The organism is Pseudomonas sp. AF32, assembly GCF_022342325.2.
Classification (GTDB): domain Bacteria; phylum Pseudomonadota; class Gammaproteobacteria; order Pseudomonadales; family Pseudomonadaceae; genus Aquipseudomonas; species Aquipseudomonas uvaldensis.
In genome coordinates this window covers 113,330-131,608 of record NZ_RQJK02000005.1, presented here as the reverse complement: position 1 = coordinate 131,608, position 18,279 = coordinate 113,330, and the positions used below count along the sequence as shown (strand labels likewise).

Annotated in this window: 18 protein-coding genes, 4 tRNA genes and 1 pseudogene; 5 read left to right on the top strand and 18 right to left on the bottom strand. The window is 61.2% G+C overall.

From position 1 onward, the window contains the following. Nucleotides 1-3: 3 nt before the first annotated feature. The 9 genes from EGM97_RS06750 to EGM97_RS06710 form a co-directional block, all read right to left on the bottom strand. Nucleotides 4-1,224 carry an AAA family ATPase gene (locus EGM97_RS06750; RefSeq protein WP_238962774.1) on the bottom strand — a complete coding sequence of 407 codons (1,221 nt, stop codon included), beginning with the start codon at nucleotides 1,222-1,224 and terminating at the stop codon, nucleotides 4-6. Next, complete coding sequence (locus EGM97_RS06745; protein ID WP_238962785.1) at nucleotides 1,218-1,712, bottom strand: TadE family protein; 495 nt, start codon at nucleotides 1,710-1,712, stop codon at nucleotides 1,218-1,220. The genes EGM97_RS06750 and EGM97_RS06745 overlap by 7 nt, the downstream gene beginning before the upstream one ends. 11 nt (nucleotides 1,713-1,723) lie before the next feature. Next, nucleotides 1,724-2,203, bottom strand: coding sequence for a TadE/TadG family type IV pilus assembly protein (locus EGM97_RS06740; protein WP_238962775.1), 480 nt, complete (start codon nucleotides 2,201-2,203; stop codon nucleotides 1,724-1,726). An 8-nt stretch (nucleotides 2,204-2,211) separates the two neighbouring features. Further along, nucleotides 2,212-3,564: a TadE/TadG family type IV pilus assembly protein gene (locus EGM97_RS06735; RefSeq protein WP_238962776.1), complete on the bottom strand. Its 1,353-nt coding sequence runs from the start codon at nucleotides 3,562-3,564 to the stop codon at nucleotides 2,212-2,214. A gap of 31 nt (nucleotides 3,565-3,595) precedes the next feature. After that, nucleotides 3,596-4,411 (bottom strand): Flp pilus assembly protein CpaB, encoded by an 816-nt coding sequence (gene cpaB / locus EGM97_RS06730; protein ID WP_238962777.1) that lies wholly within the window; start codon nucleotides 4,409-4,411, stop codon nucleotides 3,596-3,598. Nucleotides 4,412-4,426: 15 nt separating this feature from the next. After that, the gene (locus EGM97_RS06725) at nucleotides 4,427-5,755 is read right to left on the bottom strand and encodes a P-loop NTPase family protein (protein WP_238962778.1); all 1,329 of its coding nucleotides are present in this window, start codon (nucleotides 5,753-5,755) and stop codon (nucleotides 4,427-4,429) included. Between the two features lie 2 nt (nucleotides 5,756-5,757). Next, complete coding sequence (locus tag EGM97_RS06720; protein ID WP_238962779.1) at nucleotides 5,758-6,288, bottom strand: A24 family peptidase; 531 nt, start codon at nucleotides 6,286-6,288, stop codon at nucleotides 5,758-5,760. A gap of 26 nt (nucleotides 6,289-6,314) precedes the next feature. Further along, on the bottom strand, nucleotides 6,315-6,509 hold the full coding sequence (locus EGM97_RS06715) for a Flp family type IVb pilin (protein ID WP_238962780.1): 195 nt from the start codon (nucleotides 6,507-6,509) through the stop codon (nucleotides 6,315-6,317). A 153-nt stretch (nucleotides 6,510-6,662) separates the two neighbouring features. After that, nucleotides 6,663-6,857, bottom strand: a complete 195-nt coding sequence (locus EGM97_RS06710; RefSeq protein WP_053150053.1) for a Flp family type IVb pilin — start codon at nucleotides 6,855-6,857, stop codon at nucleotides 6,663-6,665. A 253-nt stretch (nucleotides 6,858-7,110) separates the two neighbouring features. On the opposite strand from EGM97_RS06710, the gene EGM97_RS06705 reads away from it, so the two are divergent. Then, nucleotides 7,111-7,980 (top strand): AraC family transcriptional regulator, encoded by an 870-nt coding sequence (locus tag EGM97_RS06705; RefSeq protein WP_238962781.1) that lies wholly within the window; start codon nucleotides 7,111-7,113, stop codon nucleotides 7,978-7,980. A 55-nt stretch (nucleotides 7,981-8,035) separates the two neighbouring features. Here EGM97_RS06705 and EGM97_RS06700 read toward each other — a convergent pair. The 4 genes from EGM97_RS06700 to EGM97_RS06685 form a co-directional block, all read right to left on the bottom strand. Further along, nucleotides 8,036-8,111, bottom strand: a tRNA-Gly gene (locus EGM97_RS06700). Nucleotides 8,112-8,114: 3 nt separating this feature from the next. Continuing rightward, nucleotides 8,115-8,190: transfer RNA gene (locus EGM97_RS06695), tRNA-Glu, on the bottom strand. 106 nt (nucleotides 8,191-8,296) lie between these two features. Beyond that, nucleotides 8,297-8,372: transfer RNA gene (locus EGM97_RS06690), tRNA-Gly, on the bottom strand. A 2-nt stretch (nucleotides 8,373-8,374) separates the two neighbouring features. Beyond that, nucleotides 8,375-8,450: transfer RNA gene (locus tag EGM97_RS06685), tRNA-Glu, on the bottom strand. A gap of 370 nt (nucleotides 8,451-8,820) precedes the next feature. Between EGM97_RS06685 and EGM97_RS06680 the strand changes: the two genes are divergently transcribed. Then, the gene (locus tag EGM97_RS06680) at nucleotides 8,821-9,579 is read left to right on the top strand and encodes a VHS/ENTH/ANTH domain-containing protein (protein ID WP_238965436.1); all 759 of its coding nucleotides are present in this window, start codon (nucleotides 8,821-8,823) and stop codon (nucleotides 9,577-9,579) included. A gap of 112 nt (nucleotides 9,580-9,691) precedes the next feature. On the opposite strand, the gene EGM97_RS06675 is transcribed toward EGM97_RS06680, so the two are convergent. From EGM97_RS06675 to EGM97_RS06660, 4 genes and pseudogenes are all read right to left on the bottom strand, one after another. Continuing rightward, a complete protein-coding gene (locus EGM97_RS06675) occupies nucleotides 9,692-10,555 on the bottom strand; it encodes a methyl-accepting chemotaxis protein (RefSeq protein ID WP_477788791.1) in 864 nt (287 codons plus the stop codon). Continuing rightward, nucleotides 10,553-11,617, bottom strand: a pseudogene (locus EGM97_RS06670) (HAMP domain-containing protein); the annotation flags it as partial. The pseudogene EGM97_RS06670 and the gene EGM97_RS06675, both read right to left, overlap by 3 nt. 148 nt (nucleotides 11,618-11,765) lie before the next feature. Further along, nucleotides 11,766-13,157: an aminotransferase-like domain-containing protein gene (locus tag EGM97_RS06665; RefSeq protein ID WP_238965438.1), complete on the bottom strand. Its 1,392-nt coding sequence runs from the start codon at nucleotides 13,155-13,157 to the stop codon at nucleotides 11,766-11,768. A gap of 215 nt (nucleotides 13,158-13,372) precedes the next feature. Next, entirely contained in the window at nucleotides 13,373-14,134 is a 762-nt protein-coding gene (locus tag EGM97_RS06660) for an SDR family oxidoreductase (RefSeq protein ID WP_238965439.1), read from the bottom strand. Between the two features lie 224 nt (nucleotides 14,135-14,358). On the opposite strand from EGM97_RS06660, the gene EGM97_RS06655 reads away from it, so the two are divergent. Beyond that, complete coding sequence (locus EGM97_RS06655) at nucleotides 14,359-15,363, top strand: NADP-dependent oxidoreductase (RefSeq protein WP_238965440.1); 1,005 nt, start codon at nucleotides 14,359-14,361, stop codon at nucleotides 15,361-15,363. 120 nt (nucleotides 15,364-15,483) lie between these two features. Here EGM97_RS06655 and pyrF read toward each other — a convergent pair whose 3' ends face one another. Further along, nucleotides 15,484-16,182, bottom strand: a complete 699-nt coding sequence (pyrF, locus tag EGM97_RS06650) for an orotidine-5'-phosphate decarboxylase (RefSeq protein WP_172679608.1) — start codon at nucleotides 16,180-16,182, stop codon at nucleotides 15,484-15,486. A gap of 292 nt (nucleotides 16,183-16,474) precedes the next feature. On the opposite strand from pyrF, the gene EGM97_RS06645 reads away from it, so the two are divergent. Together EGM97_RS06645 and EGM97_RS06640 are read left to right on the top strand one after the other, a co-directional pair. Further along, the gene (locus tag EGM97_RS06645) at nucleotides 16,475-17,230 is read left to right on the top strand and encodes a response regulator (protein ID WP_238965441.1); all 756 of its coding nucleotides are present in this window, start codon (nucleotides 16,475-16,477) and stop codon (nucleotides 17,228-17,230) included. Further along, the gene (locus EGM97_RS06640; protein ID WP_238965442.1) at nucleotides 17,230-18,276 is read left to right on the top strand and encodes a HAMP domain-containing sensor histidine kinase; all 1,047 of its coding nucleotides are present in this window, start codon (nucleotides 17,230-17,232) and stop codon (nucleotides 18,274-18,276) included. The genes EGM97_RS06645 and EGM97_RS06640 overlap by 1 nt, the downstream gene beginning before the upstream one ends. Nucleotides 18,277-18,279 lie beyond the last annotated feature (3 nt).

Here is an 18,279-nt window from a genome sequence, read left to right as displayed (position 1 = left end):
GGGTCATCCCCCGAAGAAACGGTTGAAGGCGCGTTTGAGCAGGCCCTTGTCCGAGGCCATCTGGTGACCGACCAGGTCTTCGGTCAAATCGCGCAGGGCAACGGTGATGGCCGCCCTCGGCGCGTGCAGCCCCAACGGCACGCCAGTGTTCTGACTCTGGCTGACCAGGTTGAAGTCATTGGGTAAGCGGGACAGGTTGGCGCAGCGCAAGGCCTCGCCGATGTCCTTGAGACTGACCGTGGCGGCCTTGTCATAGCGGTTGACCACGATCTGCAATTGGTCCCCGCGTACGCCCAGGTCTTCGCGCAGGATCCGCACCAGGGCACAGGCGTCGCGCAGATGGCTGACGCTCTGTTGCACCACCACATAGACGCGGTCCACCTGTTCCAGCACGGAGCCGGTGAGGTGGTCGATCTGCCGCGGCAGGTCCACCACCACCCAGTCGTAGCTGGTGCGGGCCAATTGCAGCAGGGTGTCGAGCTGTTCGGGCTGGGCGTCCTGGGGCAGGCACAATTCGCCGGCCCGGCCACCCAGCACATGCAGGGTCGGGCTGAAGTGACTGCAGAAACCCCGGAGCGCGATGCTGTCCATGTCGTCGATCTGTTGCAGCACTTCCAGATGGCTGTGGGACTGCGCCACATCCAGGTAGTGGGTAACGCTGCCGAATTGCAGGTCCATGTCCAACAGCAAGGTATTGCCCGCCTTGACGCTGAGCTGCTGGGCGAGGTTGCAGGCCACCAGGGTTCCGCCGGAGCCGCCCTTGGCGCTGATCACGGCGACCAGCTTGCCTTCGGCACCATTGCCAAGGCGCACTTCGGCCACCAGGCGATTGAGGGCCGCCACCAATTCCGGCTCGGCGATAGGCTCGGGCAACACATCGCGGGCACCGGCCTGCATCGCCAGGCGCATGCCCTCCTGGTCGCCCATCAAGCCGCACACCAGCATCGGCGGACGCTCATGGGCCGGACGCTGCAGCAGTGCCGCCAATTCTTCACGCCACAGGTGGCTGACCCGCAACAGCAACAGGTCGGGCATGCGCTCCAGGCCGTAAAGCGGATCGACATGGCCGTTGCTCACCAGGCGCGTACTCACCTCCAGGCACGGCATGCGCTGGCAGACGCATTGCAGATCGCGCAGGGACGTGGCATCACGGCTGCTGATCAGAAGCCGCAGCCCGGCTTTGCCGGTGACGGTCGACAGCGGATTTTCCCTGGTATTCAGCATGGTGTGATCTCCGCAGAATCGGAATGACGCCCGAGGCTTTCGCGTGGCAAGGTCGCCCGGAACGCGGGCAAGGTAATGGGCACGCCCAGGCCGGGAATGAACAGGTTGAACACGTAGTTCTGCACGCTTAACCGGACGTAGCGGATCGCCCGGAAGCCGTTGGCGCCGGACGTATCGGCCGGGTTGGCGACCACGGCGCCATTGACATCCAGGTAAGTCAGCGTCAGGTTCGAGGTGGCCAGGTTGCTGATGAGCTGGCTGTTCCCCGCATCGGTCGCCGCATTGAAGATGGCCCGGCGCAACACCACCGGATCGCTGATGTTGCACACGGCCGCCAACCGGGCGCCGCGCCGGGCGGCTTCGTCCAGGGCGTTGGCGGTGAAGTACAACCGGCCCATTTCCACCACGCCGAACAGCAGGACGAACACCAGCAGGCCTACGAACGAGAACTCCACGATGTAGGTGCCGCGCATGTGCTTCATGTTTATCTGCCTGTTCATCACAGCACCCTCATGACCGTTGTCGCGACCAGCGGTATGCCCAATGACATGGCGCTGCCAAAGAAACCCGGAATCGATCCGGCACAGTTGCCTGCACCGATCACCGGACAGAAGGGGAAGGTAATGGTGACGCGCACGTGATCGCTGCCCACGACGGCGACTTCCACTTGGGCCGTCGTCAACCCCGACACCACGGGACTGCCGACTGCGCTGGGCACGCCGTACACCGCTACGTTTTTCGTCTGAGTCTGCAACGTACTGCTCAGGACGATGCCTCCCAGGGTAGAGTTCCAGGCTTGGGCGGCCACGAAGCGATCGGCGTCCCGGCTGGCCTGCAACAGCACGTTGTACTGGTAGAGCATGCGACCGAACTCGCCAAAGGCCAGCAACAGCAACAGCATCAGCGGCAACACCAGGGTGAACTCCACCAGCGCCACGCCGCGCTGGGCGTGGGGCGGATTGAACTGGGCAAGTCTCATGACGCCTCCTACGAGTCGGTGCTCGGCGTGCCGCTGCCATTGAGATAGGTTTTGTAGAGCTGGATGATCTGTGGCCCGACATCGGTGGACGGTGTTGGCCCCGGTACGCCATCGCCCTCGCATTCCTGCACGAACTGGCCGAAGACCAGGGAATCCGAGCCTCCACCATCCACCGGCTGCACGACGAAGTAGCAACCGAACCCCAGCACCGGAATCGAGGTGGAACCTCCTTGCTTGCCGGTGCAGTTGCCGATCACGATCTTCAGCATCCGGCGCTCGAACACCCCGTTGCTTTCACAGCCGCTGCCGCTGCCGGCCACACAAGCAGCGACCTGGGTCCGCCAGTCGTTGTAATCCTGTATCGCTTCACCGCCCGCCGAGAGATCGCCGTTGTTCGAGGTAACGGGTTGGTTCTTGTATTTCGCCTGGGCGAGCGCATCGTCGTAGGTCATCGCCGGATTGCTCGACGAGGTCACCAGGTCCGGTGGATAGTCAGAGGCGCTGACGGGGCCGTTGTAGATGCCAAAGCGCGTGTTCAGGCCCTGGGATGTGGGGCCGGCCTTGTTGCCGGGAGCCGTCTGGACGTTGTCGCCCACACTGCGGCAGACCGAACCACCACCGGCCAGGTCTTCCCGGACCGTACTGCCGCCGGATCCGAAATCGAGCAACTGGAAGTTGCCCGGCCCGATGGGCGACGTGTTCCCTGCCGCCGTCTTCAGGACTTCCAGATCACCGAAGCGATAGCCCCAGAAATTGCCGGCCGCCGGATCGTACTGGGCGGGGTCGCCACAGATCATCAGAGGCGCCAGATCACAGGGCGAAGTGGGACTGGGACCCGCCGTGGCAATCGCCGCCACTCTTTTGTTACCCAGCCCTGCGCTCCCCATCGTTTGAACGAAACTCCAGAAGAAGCCGTTCAGTTGATAACTCGACACCGACACCCGCACATACTTGGCATCCGCGGGCCCAGGATAGGAGAAAGGGCCATAGACACTGCTGGCCAGTTCCACCACGGCAAACGCGCCCGGGTTGCCGGCCACCGCGGTCGACAGCTCGGTATTGCCCGAGGCATCGGCGTTTTTCGTCAGCGTGTCGAGGGCCGCCGTCCGGGTCGTGCTGGCCATGTTGAGGCCGCCGGAGACCTGGCTCAGGGTCTTGGCCCCGCTCAGGGCCGCGGCATCCACGGCGTTCTGCAAGCGGGTCTTGTTGAGCAGCATATGGCCGCCATCCAGGGCCAACGCCGCCACCATGGAAATCGCCACCAGCGCGATCACCATTAAAACACTTACCGCCCCTCCCTGGCGTTGCCGAATATTGGAACTCATCGTCACGCCCTCGCTGACTGCCTTGAGGATCGTCATCGCCTGCAAGCCAGGCGGTGTTTTGCACCGCTCAGCGCAGATTGATCACCTTGCTTTCAACCCCGCGAATCACTGTGACCGCCGCGCTGTCCGGCGCCTTGACGATGCGCTGCACCACGGGTTTGGGTGCCGGAGCGGCCGCCACCACGACCGGTGCGGGAGCCGGTGGCGCAACGGCCACGGCTTTTTTCTCCAGGTTCAAGGGGTTGCGCAGGGCCAGCTGGAGCTTGCCTTCGGTCTGGGCGGTGACCAGCGCCTCCGCTTCGGCAGCCGTCATTTCCAGCGTCACGGCTCGCACCACCACCGGTTGGGTCTTGTCGGTCCCCGCCGTCTGGTCGACCGCCAGTACGCGAAGGTTTTCCAGGATGGTCCGCGACACCGCGTTGTTGCTGCCGGCGCTGGTGGTCTTGGTCGCCAGCACATCGACCCGGTTACCCGGCAACAGAAAGCCGCCGACGCCGACCACGTCATCCACCCGAACCGAGACGGCACGCTTGTCTGGCGCGATCAGCGAAGCGAGGGTGCTGCCCCCCAGATGCTCGCTCAGGCGCGCCCCTCGCAGGATGTCGCCGCGCAGGATGTCGAAGGTGGCGATCTTGCCCACGGCCTTTTCGCTGGAATCCAGGGCATCTTCCGGGATTGTGTCCATGGGCATGCGCACGGTCGTGACCTGCTGGGCCTCGACCATCTGACCGAAGGGAATTTCCACCGTGGCGACCACCACGCTTCGAAGGTGGTCATCGGGGGTCGCGTTGAGTCGCGCGCTCAGCCAGGAGTCAGCCATCCATGCGGCACCGAGGCCCATTACCAGGGAAACGCCTATCAGTGGAAGCGTACGAGAGCTCATGTCGGTATCTCCGGATCAAAGAAAGTCGAGCTGAACGAAGTAGTTGTGCCAGGCCCATTCCAGCTCCTGGGGCGACAACGGCCCGGCACCGCCCAGGTAGCGCTGTCGATCGAGCGCCATGTTCAACAGGTCGCGAGGGTGGCACGGCACCAGCGGCATGCCTTCGCCGCCATAAAGGCGCTGCAGCACATAGCGCACCAGCAGCGGGTCGTAGGGAATGCCCAGGCGCTCGCATTCCTGGCGCCAGATGCGTTCGTATTCCTCGGGCTTGAGGTAACCGAACTGCACCTTGTAGCCGATGCGACGCAGGAAGGCTTCGTCGGCCAGCTCCAGGGGATTGAGGTTGGTGGAGAACACCAGGATCAGGTCGAACGGCAACTCGCAATGCCGGCCGCCCCCCAGGTTGATGAAATCGCGCTTCTCTTCCATGGGCACGATCCAGCGGTTGAGCAACTCGGCCGGGGCCATGCGCTGGCGCCCCATGTCATCGATGATGAACAGGCCATTGCTGGCCTTGAGCTGCAACGCGGCCTGGTATTGACGGGTAAACGGGTCATAGCGGACGTCCAATTGCTCCATGCTCAACTCGCCGCCAGTGATCACAATGGGCCGCTTGCAGCACAGCAGCCGGCGGTCGATGCCTTCGTTGAGCATCAGGTTGTTCGACTGGCTGTTGTCGTCCAGGCGCTGGTGCACCTGCGGATCGTAGATTTCGATCACCGACTCGTTGATGACGATGGCATGGGGCACCCAGATCGCTTCGGCGAACAGGCGGATCAACCGGCTGCTGACGTAGGTCTTGCCGGTGCCCGCCGGCCCATAAATCATGATGGCCCGGCCGGAGTTCAACGCCACGCCCAACTGGTCGAGCATGCCTTGGGTCAGTACCAGGCCGGACAAGGCCTGTTGCATGTCGCTGGCAGTGATTCGACCATGGTGGATGGTCTGGATCTTGATCAGGGATCGATAGGTGCTCACCGGGAACGGTGCCGCACCGATGTAACCGCTACGGGCCAGGGCATCGCGGGCGGAACTGCGACCGCGCTCGGTCAGGCCATAACGCAGTGTCTGTACATTCGCCTGGCCGATCTGGCCGAGCACTTCGACACGGCCGTCCTTGCGCAGGAACGCCAGGACCTCTTCCAGCACCGCACCGGTCAGGGCCAGGCGTTCCACCAGTCTCGACATGTCCAGTACGCCGGCATCATGCAGATGCTTGCACACCAGTTCACCCAGGAAGCTGTCGCTCAAACCGGTGTCGCGAATCGTGCACGGCTGCGGTGCCAGGCGTTGCACGGCCTCCCGTTCGCTGGGGTAGGCATCGCTATCATTGATGACATGCATGACTAGACTCCCCAGCCGCCGGCAACCAGTTGCCAGTAGACGCTGTTCAAGGTGCCGATCAGGATCGCAATCGAATAAGGAAAGGGCTTGCCGGCCACTTCATCGGCCGTGGGCGCCAGGTAAGACTGGGCGCGAACAATCAGCCAGTAACGCCCGAGGGTCTGAAGCAGTTGGCCGCGGGCCAGGACGATCAGGAAACCGCACACGCCGCCGGCGATCAGGCTGAACAAGGCCGCCCACAATGCGTAATGAAAGGGCAGGAAGCTGCCGACCATGGTCATCAGCTTGACGTCCCCGGCCGCCATGCCGCCCACCGCGTACATGGGCAAAAACAAACCGAAGCAGATCAGCATGCCCAGCAGGCTGTCGCCCAGCCCGCCGATGCCGGCTGTATAAACCTGGCTGGTCAGTCCAAGGGCAAGCCCCAACAGGACAAGCACGTTGGGTATACGGTGGCGAAGCAGATCGCTCGCCACCGCCACGCCCAAAAGTCCCAGCAGTAGTACCGTCGACACCAGCAATTCCATGGACATGGCGCGTCTCCCGGTTGCGGTTATCGTCAGCAGGCGACGTTGCCATTGACGGCCTGGCACAGCGCACGGATCTTGGTATCCACAGCGCCGCCCAACAGTACGAAGGCCGCGGCCACCGCCACGGTGATCAAGCCACCCGCCACCGCATATTCAACGATGGTCAGGCCTTCTTCATCTTTAACGAACTTGCCGATGGAAGTTCTGATTGTGTGCAGAGTCATTTTATTTACCTCAACTACATAAGTTGTACGGCGAATAACCTGGTGGTCGGGGACAACGCGAAGTCCGTTTGAATAAGTGGGTTGTACTCACAGCAAAAGAGTCGCAAGCGCTATTCCATGACAGTTGCCGTGTCCCCCATTCAAGTGTTGCGATCAGCAGGCAACGTTGCCGTTGACGGCCTGGCACAGAGCACGGATCTTCGTGTTCACGGCGCCGCCCAGAAGAACGAAGGCCGCGGCGACCAATACCGTGATCAACCCACCGGCCACTGCGTATTCCACAATGGTCAGCCCATCTTCATCTTTGGCGAACTTCATTACCGAAGCCTTGATAGTTTGAAGAGTCATTTCGCACACCTCATCGGGGTTGTTTAGAAGGCAGTACATTGCGAACTGCCTGATGCAACCCTAGTCAGGGGGGCGGGATAGCCGTTAGGAGGATTTTGCACATCGCTAGGATTTTTTTGCGCGGAGACGGCGGGGAAAGCTCGATCAGGTATCGCGATGAAAAAGGTGTTTCTTATAGAAATTTATTCGGCGCGGTGATAGCACATTGGCGATACTTCCGGCTAAAGGGCAGGAAGAACCACTGAGTACGCACATGACGTCGAATCTGACCGGTAAGCCAAGGTTGTTGTGGTTCGATCTGACTCGCGATCGCTCCACAAAAGAACTCATCACCCAGTTCGAGGCCACCTGTATCTGCACGGTGGCAAAAAATGCCGTGCTGCCTACCGGGGAGCAGGTCGACATGATCTGCATCCATTTTGACAGGCCGGACACACCGGGCTTGAGGCGCCTGCTGGAGATCAAGCGCACCGTACCCGCCATCCCGATCACCATGTTCACCGTACAGCACTCCGAAGAACTGGCGGTCTGGGCCATGCGCTCCAGCGTCTGGGAATACATGGTGCTTCCCCTGTCAGCCACAGAAAGAAAGCGCTACCTGGCTGCCGTGGTGCAGTTATGCGAGTTGCGGCGCAATAACGGCAGCCGTGGCAAGACTTCGCTGATTGACCACGCGCCCATCTTGCCGGACAGCATCCGCCTGACCTCAGGACACCAGAAACACCAGGCGCTCAGCCACATCATGCTGTACATCGACCAGCATTTTCGCGACAGCATCGATCAACGGGACCTGGCCAAGCGTTGCGGCATGACCACGTTTCGCTTCAGTCGACTGTTCAAGGAGGCCAACGGACTGGGCTTCACCGACTACGTGCTGAACAAACGCATGAGCTTTGCCAAGGAGCTGCTGGATAACAGCGAGATGCCCATCACCAGCATCGGCTACGAGGCCGGCTTCAAGGATCCGTCCTACTTTGCCCGTGCCTTCAAGCAATTCGCCAACTGCACACCCAGCGAATACCGTTTGGCGCGTCATATGCGAACAGCGATCGCCATCCAGCCCTCGCCGGAAGAAACCAGCGTCGAGGCGCTTGAGAATCTGGTTCATAGCCTGGAGGACTGAGCACTTTTTTACGGGCATAAAAAAACGCCGCTCATTGAGCGGCGTTTTTTGAATTTGGAGCGGGAAACGAGACTCGAACTCGCGACCCCGACCTTGGCAAGGTCGTGCTCTACCAACTGAGCTATTCCCGCAAATGGCGTCCCCTAGGGGACTCGAACCCCTGTTACCGCCGTGAAAGGGCGGTGTCCTAGGCCACTAGACGAAGGGGACACGCTGCCCGGAACACATTGGTGTGTGTTCCAGTGCCCAGAACCACATCCGAAGATATCGTTTCTGGTTTCACTCAACCCTGCCCGAAAGCAAGGCTGCTTAAAATTGGAGCGGGAAACGAGACTCGAACTCGCGACCCCGACCTTGGCAAGGTCGTGCTCTACCAACTGAGCTATTCCCGCATTGGCGTCCCCTAGGGGACTCGAACCCCTGTTACCGCCGTGAAAGGGCGGTGTCCTAGGCCACTAGACGAAGGGGACACACGTACAACATTCACTGCTTATCGCGTTTGGCTGAGTGCTTTACGCTGTAAGTGGCGCGCATTCTATGGATGGTTGGGCAGGTCGTCAACCCCCAGATATAAATTTATTTAAATCAATGACTTCCCCCGGTTTAAGGGCCTATTCGGACATTTCGCCCGCCCAGTCTCTGACGCCTATATTCTGTCGCCCGCCAAGACGCTATAGTCGCGCCGGACAAATAGTGGCAATGTGCATCCAGTTCCTGGGCGCCCTGCAAACGGCATGACGCCCGTCTAATGTCGTCTTGCGGGCCTATGCGCTTAAAAGCCAAGCCACTACACTGAAGTATGCGAACCCTATAAAAGAGGTCTTACCGGTGACACCACTCATGATCACCCTGCTCGTCGTAGCCGGGATCGCACTGTTGATCGCCATTGGTTACATGAACCACGTGGCGGAGAACAACAAGCTGGAAAAGGCCCGCACCAAGGTTGAACTCAACGACCGCCTGCGTCGTTGCGGCGAACTCACCGAAACCTTTCCCGGCCAATTGATGACCCCGGCCCTGAAGCTGTTGATCACCCGTCTGGAGATCAACGTTTGCCAGCGTTTGCTGAATATGGAGAAGAGTAATGCCGCGGTAAAGGCGCGCCTGGACGAACTCAACGCGCTGGCCGCCCAAGGCGAATCGATCCCGGTGAACAATCCACCGGCGCCGATCCTGACAGAAGCCAAGGCAAAGGACGTGCGCTTTTTGCTCGAAGCCCTGCATGGCCAGATCACACGGGCCGCCCAGGACGGTTTCCTGCCCCCCAACGAAGCCAAGCGCTGGATTCGGGAAGTACGGCACATCCTGGTCCTGCTGCACATCGAATTCTTCAACAATCTCGGTCAACAGGCCCTGCAACAGGAACAACCCGGGCAGGCACGCCTGGCGTTCGAGCGCGGCGTGCAGTACCTGCGCAAACAGCAGGAACCCCAGGTCTACGCCGAACAATTGGCCTATCTTGAAAAACTTCTGGAGCGCGCCAATGCCATGGTCCTGGCCAGCACCAAGGCAGCCGAGAACGAAGTCAACCAGTTGACCGCTGGGCTCAAGGAAGACGAAGAGGAATCGGAATGGAAGAAGAAAAGGGTCTACGACTGAGTGACCTGGTACACCTGAAGACACTGTGGGAGTAAAGCTTGCTCGCGATAGGGGCGCCTCGAGTCTCGAGGGCCGCCACGCTCTTCATCGCGGAAGCCTTCCTCCTACACGCTTACAATTTGAAATGCCCCACCATCCCCTTCAGCTCAACGCCTAACTGCGCCAGTTCAATGCTGGACGCGGCGTTGCCCTGCATCGCCAGGGAAGATTGATCGGCGCTGGCGCGAATGCTGGTGACACTACGATTGATCTCCTCGGCTACCGAACTCTGCTGCTCGGCTGCTGCCGCAATCTGCTGGTTCATCTGTTGGATCAACGACACCGCTGTCGCGATGCTGCCCAACGCGCTTTCGGTCTGTAGCGCATCGCTGACCGCCATCTTCACCAGCTCGCCACTGCTCTGAATCTGTTGCACGGACGTCTGGGCAGCTGCACGCAAGGCGCTGACCAGTCGTTCGATTTCCTCGGTGGACTGTTGCGTGCGCCGTGCCAGAGCGCGCACTTCATCGGCTACCACCGCGAATCCCCTCCCCTGTTCGCCAGCCCGTGCCGCCTCGATGGCCGCATTGAGCGCCAGCAGGTTGGTTTGCTCGGCCACGCTCTTGATCACACTCAACACAGTGCCAATGTTCTGGATTTCAGCGCTGAGGTTTTCGATGCTGGAGCTGGCCGAAGTGGCCGAATCGGCCAATTGCTCGATGCGCACCATGCTCTGGCGCACCACCTGCTGGCCGCTTTCGACCTTGTCATCGGCGGTCTGGGCCGCCTGGGCCGCTTCTTCGGCATTGCGCGCCACATCGTGCACCGTGGCGGTCATCTGGTTCATGGCCGTGGCGACTTGCTCGGTTTCCTCTTTCTGGCTGCTGACTTCCAGGTTGGTCTGTTCGGTCACGGCCGAGAGGGACTGGGCAGAATTGGCCAGTTGTTCGATCCCGGCCTGCAAGCCACTGACAATGCTGCTCAGACCGGCCCCCATCTGCTGCATCGCCAGCATCAATTGGCCGATTTCATCCCGCCGCGTCACCTCGATCGTTGCGCTCAAGTCACCCGAGGCGATCTGCTGAGCCACACGGATGACACTGCGCAGCGGTGCAACGATCAGACGAGTGATGACCCAGGCCGCGATCAACCCCACCAGCAAGGCCAGGGCCGACGAACCGACGATCAGCAAGGAGTTTTTCTTCAGTTCCGCCTGCATGGCACCGTCTTCGGCGTTGTAGGCCTGGTTGACCCGTTCCACGACTTGAGCGGCGCGTTCATGCAGTTGCCCGTAGACAATCTTTTCCTTGGCCAACAGGCCGGTGTAGTCGGCAAGTTGCTGCTTGAACCCGGCAATATGCCCGGCCACTTCGTTAAGCACGGTCTGGTAACCCGCGTCCTTGACGGCGGTCTTGAGCACTTCGGCCTGCTTCATGGCCTGCTCGGCCTGTTCGATGTCGCCTTGCCCTGCTTCTTCATTGCCTTTGCGGCTCTGGTCGAGGCGCACCCGCGCTTCGTTCATGGCCTGCAGCATCAACCGTGACACTTCGCTGACCTGATTGGCCTGTTCGATGAACTCGGCCCCTTCCTTGCCTTCGGAATCTTTCAAGGTATAGGCGCCATCATCCGCCAGCCCTGCTTGCAGCACATCCAGGTTATTGGCGACGCTGGAAACCGACCAACTGGCCATTTCCAACGCCAGCTCCTTGCTCTGGTTCAATTCGACAAATTCATCGAACGCCTTGCGATAAGCCGCCAGGGCTTGTTCGACGTCATTCATCACCGGCACGTTGGCAGTCGATTTCGTCTTGAGTTCATTTGCCAGAGCAAGCAGCCCATCGACACCCTGGCGCAGGGCATCGACGGTCTTGGGGTCGGAGCGCAAGGCATATTCCTGCTCCAGCAACCGGACCTTGAGCAGTTCGCTGTTAAGGGCCGACATCTGTTTCAAACCACCGAAGCGCTGGCTGATGGTTTGCAGGGACCAGACACCGATGGCCGCCACCACAGCAGTGAGCAACAGCACCAGGACAAACCCGATCCCCAATTTCTTTGCCATACCCAGGTTGGCAAAACGTCCTTGCACGGCCGAAATCATTGCGCTCAGTCCTCTGCCAGTGTGTGTGATCGCAGATTCGCAACCAGACACCCTCCAACACAAGATGCTGGCGTCGGAATAATGGCAAAAAGCTACAACCCCGTCGTTTTCAGAACACTGGAGGTCGATCCAAAGCCGTCGCCCGGAAGAACGCCAGTGCCCTGGGATCCCGGGCATAGGCCACATTGATCCGTAGCCAGTCGCTTTCGGCGCCTGAAGGGCTGAACGCCGTACGCGAAGACAACAGCACGCCGAACCGCTTGGCCAGGCGCTGTAATCCAGCGTAGTCGCACAAGGGCGGACGCGCCCAGATGAACAGCCCCCCCGCCGGCTTGCCGAAGACTGTCCAGTCGGCATCTTCCAGCACCTGCAGCACCGCCGCCATGTCGACATTCAGACGTTGCCGTTGACGCTGGGTCAGTTTGCGATAGGCACCATTGGCCAACAGGCTGGCCACAACCGATTCACAGAACCGCGAACCGCCCATGCTGGTGATCCCCTTGACCTCGCTCAGTCGCTCGATGACATCGGGTCCGGCCACCACGAAACCTACCCGCAACGAACTGCTCAGGGTTTTCGAAAAACTGCCAACGTAAAGGACCTCCGCATCCAGCGCTGCCAGCCGGGTCCGCGCGGTGCCCTGAAAGTCAGCGTAGACATCGTCTTCGACTACCAGCATGGCGTGCTTCCTTGCCAGTTGCAGCAGCCGCTGGGCCACAGCCGGCGCCAGGCTGCTTCCGGTCGGGTTATGGCAGGCACTGTTGACGAACAGGGCGCTGGGCCGGTGACTGGCCAGCAGCGCTTGCAGCGCATCGACATCCGGGCCACGGGGCGTCCGGGGTAATTCGATCATGTCGATGCGGTGAAGCCTGAGTAACTCGAACAGGCTCGAATAACCGGGACTTTCCACTACGACGCAGCATCCCGGCCGAAGCAGGGTTCGCACGATCAGGTCCAGCCCATGGGTCGCCCCCGTCGTGGTCAGGATCCGGCTTACGTCGGCATCGATATTGAGCTGCCTCAAACGCCTGGACAGTTGCTCGCGCAATGCGGGCAGCCCCAATGGCGTGCTGTAGTTGAACAGCCCCGCCATGTCGGTGCGGGTCACCTGGCGGATCGCGTAACCCAGGTCATCGCTTTCGCGCCAGCGCTCGGGCAGCCCGCCACCTCCCAGTTGCAGCTCCCACTGTGCGTCGTCGACCCGGCCGACCTGGATGAACGGCGCCTCGTCCGGCCAGTCGCCGGATACAGACCCGGCCAGAGGTGGTGGAGCCACGAAAAAACTTGAGCCATGACGGGACGCCAATATGCCTTGGGCAACCAGGCGCTCACAGGCTTCATTCACACTGGACTGGCTGAGCAGGTTATCCCGCGCCAGTTGCCGAATGGAGGGCAGACGCGTTCCCGGTTGTACCGCATCCTGTCGAATCCAGCCGGTCAGTGCGTCGACGATTTGCTGCACGACAGGCACCAGGGCCTGTCGGTCGATTCTCAATTCCATGAGTAACCAAGCTCCTAAGCGTTTGTTTTATTTCTGGAAACAGTTTGCTTTTAGGGAAACAGTTAAGCACAGGGTGCTCGGAAAGGAGGTACGACAACGCCGCCAAAATCGCTGAATCTCATCCTTTGAAACACATTGGCGAGACATTCAAGAAGGTTTCCGTCTCTCAAGAAAAAAGCCCGCAACCAGTGCGGGCTTCTTCCTACAAGCTTGCTTCAAAAAGCCGTAACGCCGCCGTCCACCGCCAACGAATGACCGGTGGTGAATGCCGCGCCGTCACTGCACAGATACAACACGGCGCAGGCGATTTCCTCGACCTTGCCGATACGTCCCACAGGATGCATGGCGTTGGCGAATTCGCCCTTTTTCGGGTCCGCTTCGTAGGCACGACGGAACATGTCCGTGTCGATCACCGCCGGACAGACCGCATTCACGCGGATTCCCTTCTTGGCGTATTCGATGGCAGCGGATTTGGTCAGGCCGATCACAGCGTGCTTGGAAGCCGCATAGATGCTCATTTTCGGCGCCGCGCCCAGGCCGGCCACCGAGGCGGTATTGACGATGGCGCCACCGCCCTGGGCCAGCAGCAACGGCAATTGGTATTTCATGCACAACCAGACGCCTTTGACATTGACGCCCATGATCGCGTCGAACTCATCGAGCGTACCGTCGGCCAGCTTGCCCTTCTCGATTTCGATCCCGGCATTGTTAAAGGCGTAATCGAGGCGACCGTACGTATTGATCACCTCACTCATCAGGTTTTGCACTTCGCTTTCCTGGGTCACATCGCAGCGCACGAATACCGCCTCGCCGCCCGCGTCCAGAATCGACCGCACCGTGTCTTCGCCACCAGCCCTGTCCAGATCGGCCGCCACCACTTTCAACCCTTGCGCCGCGAACGCCTGGGCAGTAGCGCGGCCAATGCCTGCGGCGGCGCCCGTGACTACGGCGACCTGTCCGGAAAACGTCATGCTCATTGTCTGTTCCTCGAAGGATACGGGATCAGGCCAGTGTAGCCACAGCCTCGCGTCACACGGCAGCACTATCCAGGTGCCGGTTGGCTGTTCATGGGTGCCAGTGATAACAGGCCCGGCGGCGACATCACTGCGTTGGATCGGCGTGCATTCGCTGTGTCAGCTAACCTTGCGACAAATCCTTCAAGGGTCTATCAACAAGGCTTCATTCATATTGAGTGCCAGCCATGACTGCCCAGACCAATCGCCAATTCCTGCTCGCCAAACGCCCGGTAGGCGCCGCGACCCGTGAGACGTTCACTTATCAACAAGTGCCGGTCGGCGAACCGGGGCCCGGCCAGATTCTGGTCAAGAACGAATATCTGTCCCTGGACCCGGCCATGCGTGGCTGGATGAACGAGGGCAAGTCCTACATTGCTCCGGTCGGCATTGGTGAGGTGATGCGTGCCCTGGGCGTGGGCCAGGTAATTGCCTCGAACAACCCGGCATTTGCAGTCGGGGATTACGTCAACGGCGCCTTGGGCGTGCAGGACTATTTCCTGGGGGAGCCAAGAGGCTTCTACAAAGTCGATCCGAAACTGGCGCCGCTGCCACGTTATCTGTCCGCACTGGGCATGACCGGCATGACCGCCTACTTTGCCTTGCTGGACGTCGGCGCCCCCAAGGCCGGCGAAACGGTGGTGCTGTCGGGTGCCGCCGGCGCCGTGGGCAGCATCGCCGGGCAGATCGCCAAGATCAAAGGCTGCCGGGTGGTGGGCATCGCCGGTGGTGCCGACAAATGCAAGTTCCTGATCGATGAGCTGGGGTTCGACGGCGCCATCGACTACAAGAACGAAGATGTCCATGCCGGACTCAAGCGCGAATGCCCCAACGGCGTAGATGTGTATTTCGACAATGTCGGGGGCGATATCCTGGATGCGGTACTCAGCCGCCTGAACCTCAAGGCCCGCGTCGTTATTTGCGGCGCCATCAGCCAGTACAACAACAAGGAAGCCGTGAAAGGCCCGGCCAACTACTTGTCGCTGCTGGTGAACCGGGCGCGCATGGAAGGCTTCGTGGTCATGGACTACGCCGCGCGGTTTGCCGCTGCGGGACAGGAAATGGCTGGCTGGATGGCCAAGGGGCAGCTCAAAAGCAAGGAAGACATCGTCGAGGGGCTGGAGACATTCCCCGAGACGTTGACCAAGTTGTTCAGCGGGGAGAACTTCGGGAAGCTGGTATTGAAGGTCTGATGCATTGCACTTGTGGGAGCGGGCTTGCTCGCGAATGCGGTAGATCAGTCGACTTTATTGTTGAATGACACACCGCTTTCGCGAGCAAGCTCGCTCCCACAAGGGAACTTCAGTGTTCGATCAGGCCAGTTCGGCCACCACCGCCGCCAATGCCTTGGCGGGGTCGGCCGCCTGGCTGATCGGACGGCCGATCACCAGGTAATCGGAGCCGGCGTCCAGGGCCTGGCGCGGGGTCAGGATGCGGCGCTGATCGTCCTGGGCGCTGCCTGCCGGACGGATTCCCGGAGTCACCAGTTGCAAGGACGGATGCGCCGCCTTCAGGGCCTGGGCCTCCTGGGCCGAACAGACCAGGCCATCCAGCCCCGCCTTCTGCGCCAGCGCCGCCAGGCGCAATACCTGCTCCTGGGGCTCGATGTCCAGGCCGATGCCCGCCAGGTCCTCGCGCTCCATGCTGGTCAAAACCGTCACACCGATCAGCAGCGGTTTCGGACCGCTGCGCTGATCCAGTACGTCACGGCAGGCAGCCATCATGCGCAAGCCGCCGGAGCAGTGCACGTTGACCATCCACACGCCCATCTCCGCGGCAGCCTTGACGGCCATGGCGGTGGTATTGGGAATGTCGTGGAATTTCAGGTCCAGGAACACTTCGAATCCCTTGTCCCGCAGGGTACCGACAATCTCCGAAGCGCAGCTGGTAAACAGCTCCTTGCCAACCTTGACCCGGCAGAGGCTGGGGTCCAGCTGGTCGGCCAGCTTCAGGGCGGCGTCACGGGTAGGGAAATCCAGGGCGACGATGATGGGCGTCTGGCAGGCGGACATGAGCGGGCTCTCAGGCAAGTCGAAATCGGCGCGCATTGTAGCGGAACCAGCGCCCGTGCGGGACCCGATGATCGGTAAATCCTCATCGCGCGCCCACCAGCATGGACGACGGGGTGCTTTGTGTCCAAACCGATACACTCATGACATGCGCACAACACGCCCGCACGCTACCGTTCGCCGCCGCCCCCCACCCTTGCAGCGCTTCACGCCTCGCGGCACGGAGCTTATGCTGAAGCCACAACCCTGCCACCGTTCTACGCGGATGGCAGCCTGACAGGCAGATGAAGCATCCATGCAGAACACCCCCGTTGCCAATTCTGACGATCAAAAAGCCTGCGACGACAAGCGCTGGAGCATCCGTGCGCTGATCGTCGATGACGATGTACCGATCCGCGAACTGTTGATCGACTACCTGGCCCGTTTCAACATCCACGCCAGCGGCGTGAGCGACGGCGCGGCCATGCGCCAGGCCATGCAATCCGAGCATTTCGACGTGATCGTGCTCGACCTGATGTTGCCGGGCGAAGACGGCCTGCAACTGTGCCGATGGCTGCGCGCCGAATCGGACATTCCGATCCTGATGCTCACCGCCCGTTGCGAACCGACCGATCGCATCATCGGCCTGGAACTGGGTGCCGACGATTACATGGCCAAGCCTTTCGAACCCAGGGAGCTGGTGGCACGGATCCAGACGATCCTGCGGCGGGTACGCGACGATCGCACCGAGCAACGGGCCAATATCCGCTTCGATAACTGGCGACTCAACAGCGTGCTGCGCCAACTGATCTCCGCCCAGGGGCTGGTGGTACCGCTGTCCAACGCCGAATTCCGACTGTTGTGGGTCTTCCTCGAACGACCGCGCCGGGTGCTCAGCCGCGAACAACTGCTGGACGCCGCCCGTGGACGTTCCATCGAGGCCTTCGACCGCAGCATCGACCTGCTGGTCTCGCGCCTGCGCCAGAAACTGGGCGACGACCCGAAGGCCCCGCAATTGATCAAGACCGTTCGCGGTGAAGGTTACCTGTTCGACGCCAGGGACATCGGCTGATGCAACTGCGCCTCGACTCCCTGTTCGGCCGCCTGTTCGGCATGCTGCTGTTGGCAATCGTCCTGGCGCACCTGCTGGCCTTCGCCTGGTTTTTTCATTACGACCAGCCGCCCCCTCCCAGGCCGCCGCCTGAGTTTTCCCGTCCAGGTGAAGGGCCGCCGCCCTTCGGTTCCCCGCACGGGCGCCCGCCTCGCCCCTGGTTCGGCGGCCCGGTGGTGCCGCTGACGTTTCAGTTCGTGTGCCTGATCGTCGCGGCGTGGTATGGCGCCAAACTGCTGACCCGACCGATCCAGCGCCTGAGCGATGCAGCCGAGCGCCTGAGCGAGGACCTCGACAGCCCGCAGCTGGACGAAACCGGCCCTCGTGAAGCCCGGCAGGCGGCCCATACATTCAACCTGATGCAACAGCGCATACGCGAACAGGTCCAGCAACGCTCGCGCATGCTCGGGGCGGTGTCCCACGACCTGCGCACTCCCCTTTCGCGGCTCAAGCTGCGCCTGGAACAGATCGATGACGCCAAGTTGCAAGGCCAGATGCGCCAGGACCTGGATGACATGATCGGCATGCTCGACGCCACGCTGACCTACCTGCACGAACAGCGCACCAGTGAAGCACTGCAATGGATGGACGTGCAGGCCTTGGTGGAGTCCTTGAGTGAAAACGCCCAGGACCATGGCGCCGAAGTGCAGGTCATGGGTTCCTGCGCGCCGCTGCTGGTGCAGCCGATGGCGTTGCGCTCGTGCATAGCCAATCTCATGGACAATGCCTTGCGCTACGCCGGTCATGCACTGATTACCCTCGATGACCAAGGCTCCCATTTGCTGATCCGGGTCATCGACCAGGGGCCAGGTATCGCCGAAGACAAGCGCGAGGCAGTCTTCGAACCTTTCTATCGGCTGGAAGGTTCGCGCAACCGCAACTCCGGAGGTGTTGGCCTGGGCATGACCATCGCCCGGGAAGCCGCCGAACGCCTGGGCGGACAATTGAGCCTGGAAGAAACCCCAGGCGGCGGATTGACGGCCGTCATCCGCCTGCCTCGCGCCTGAGTT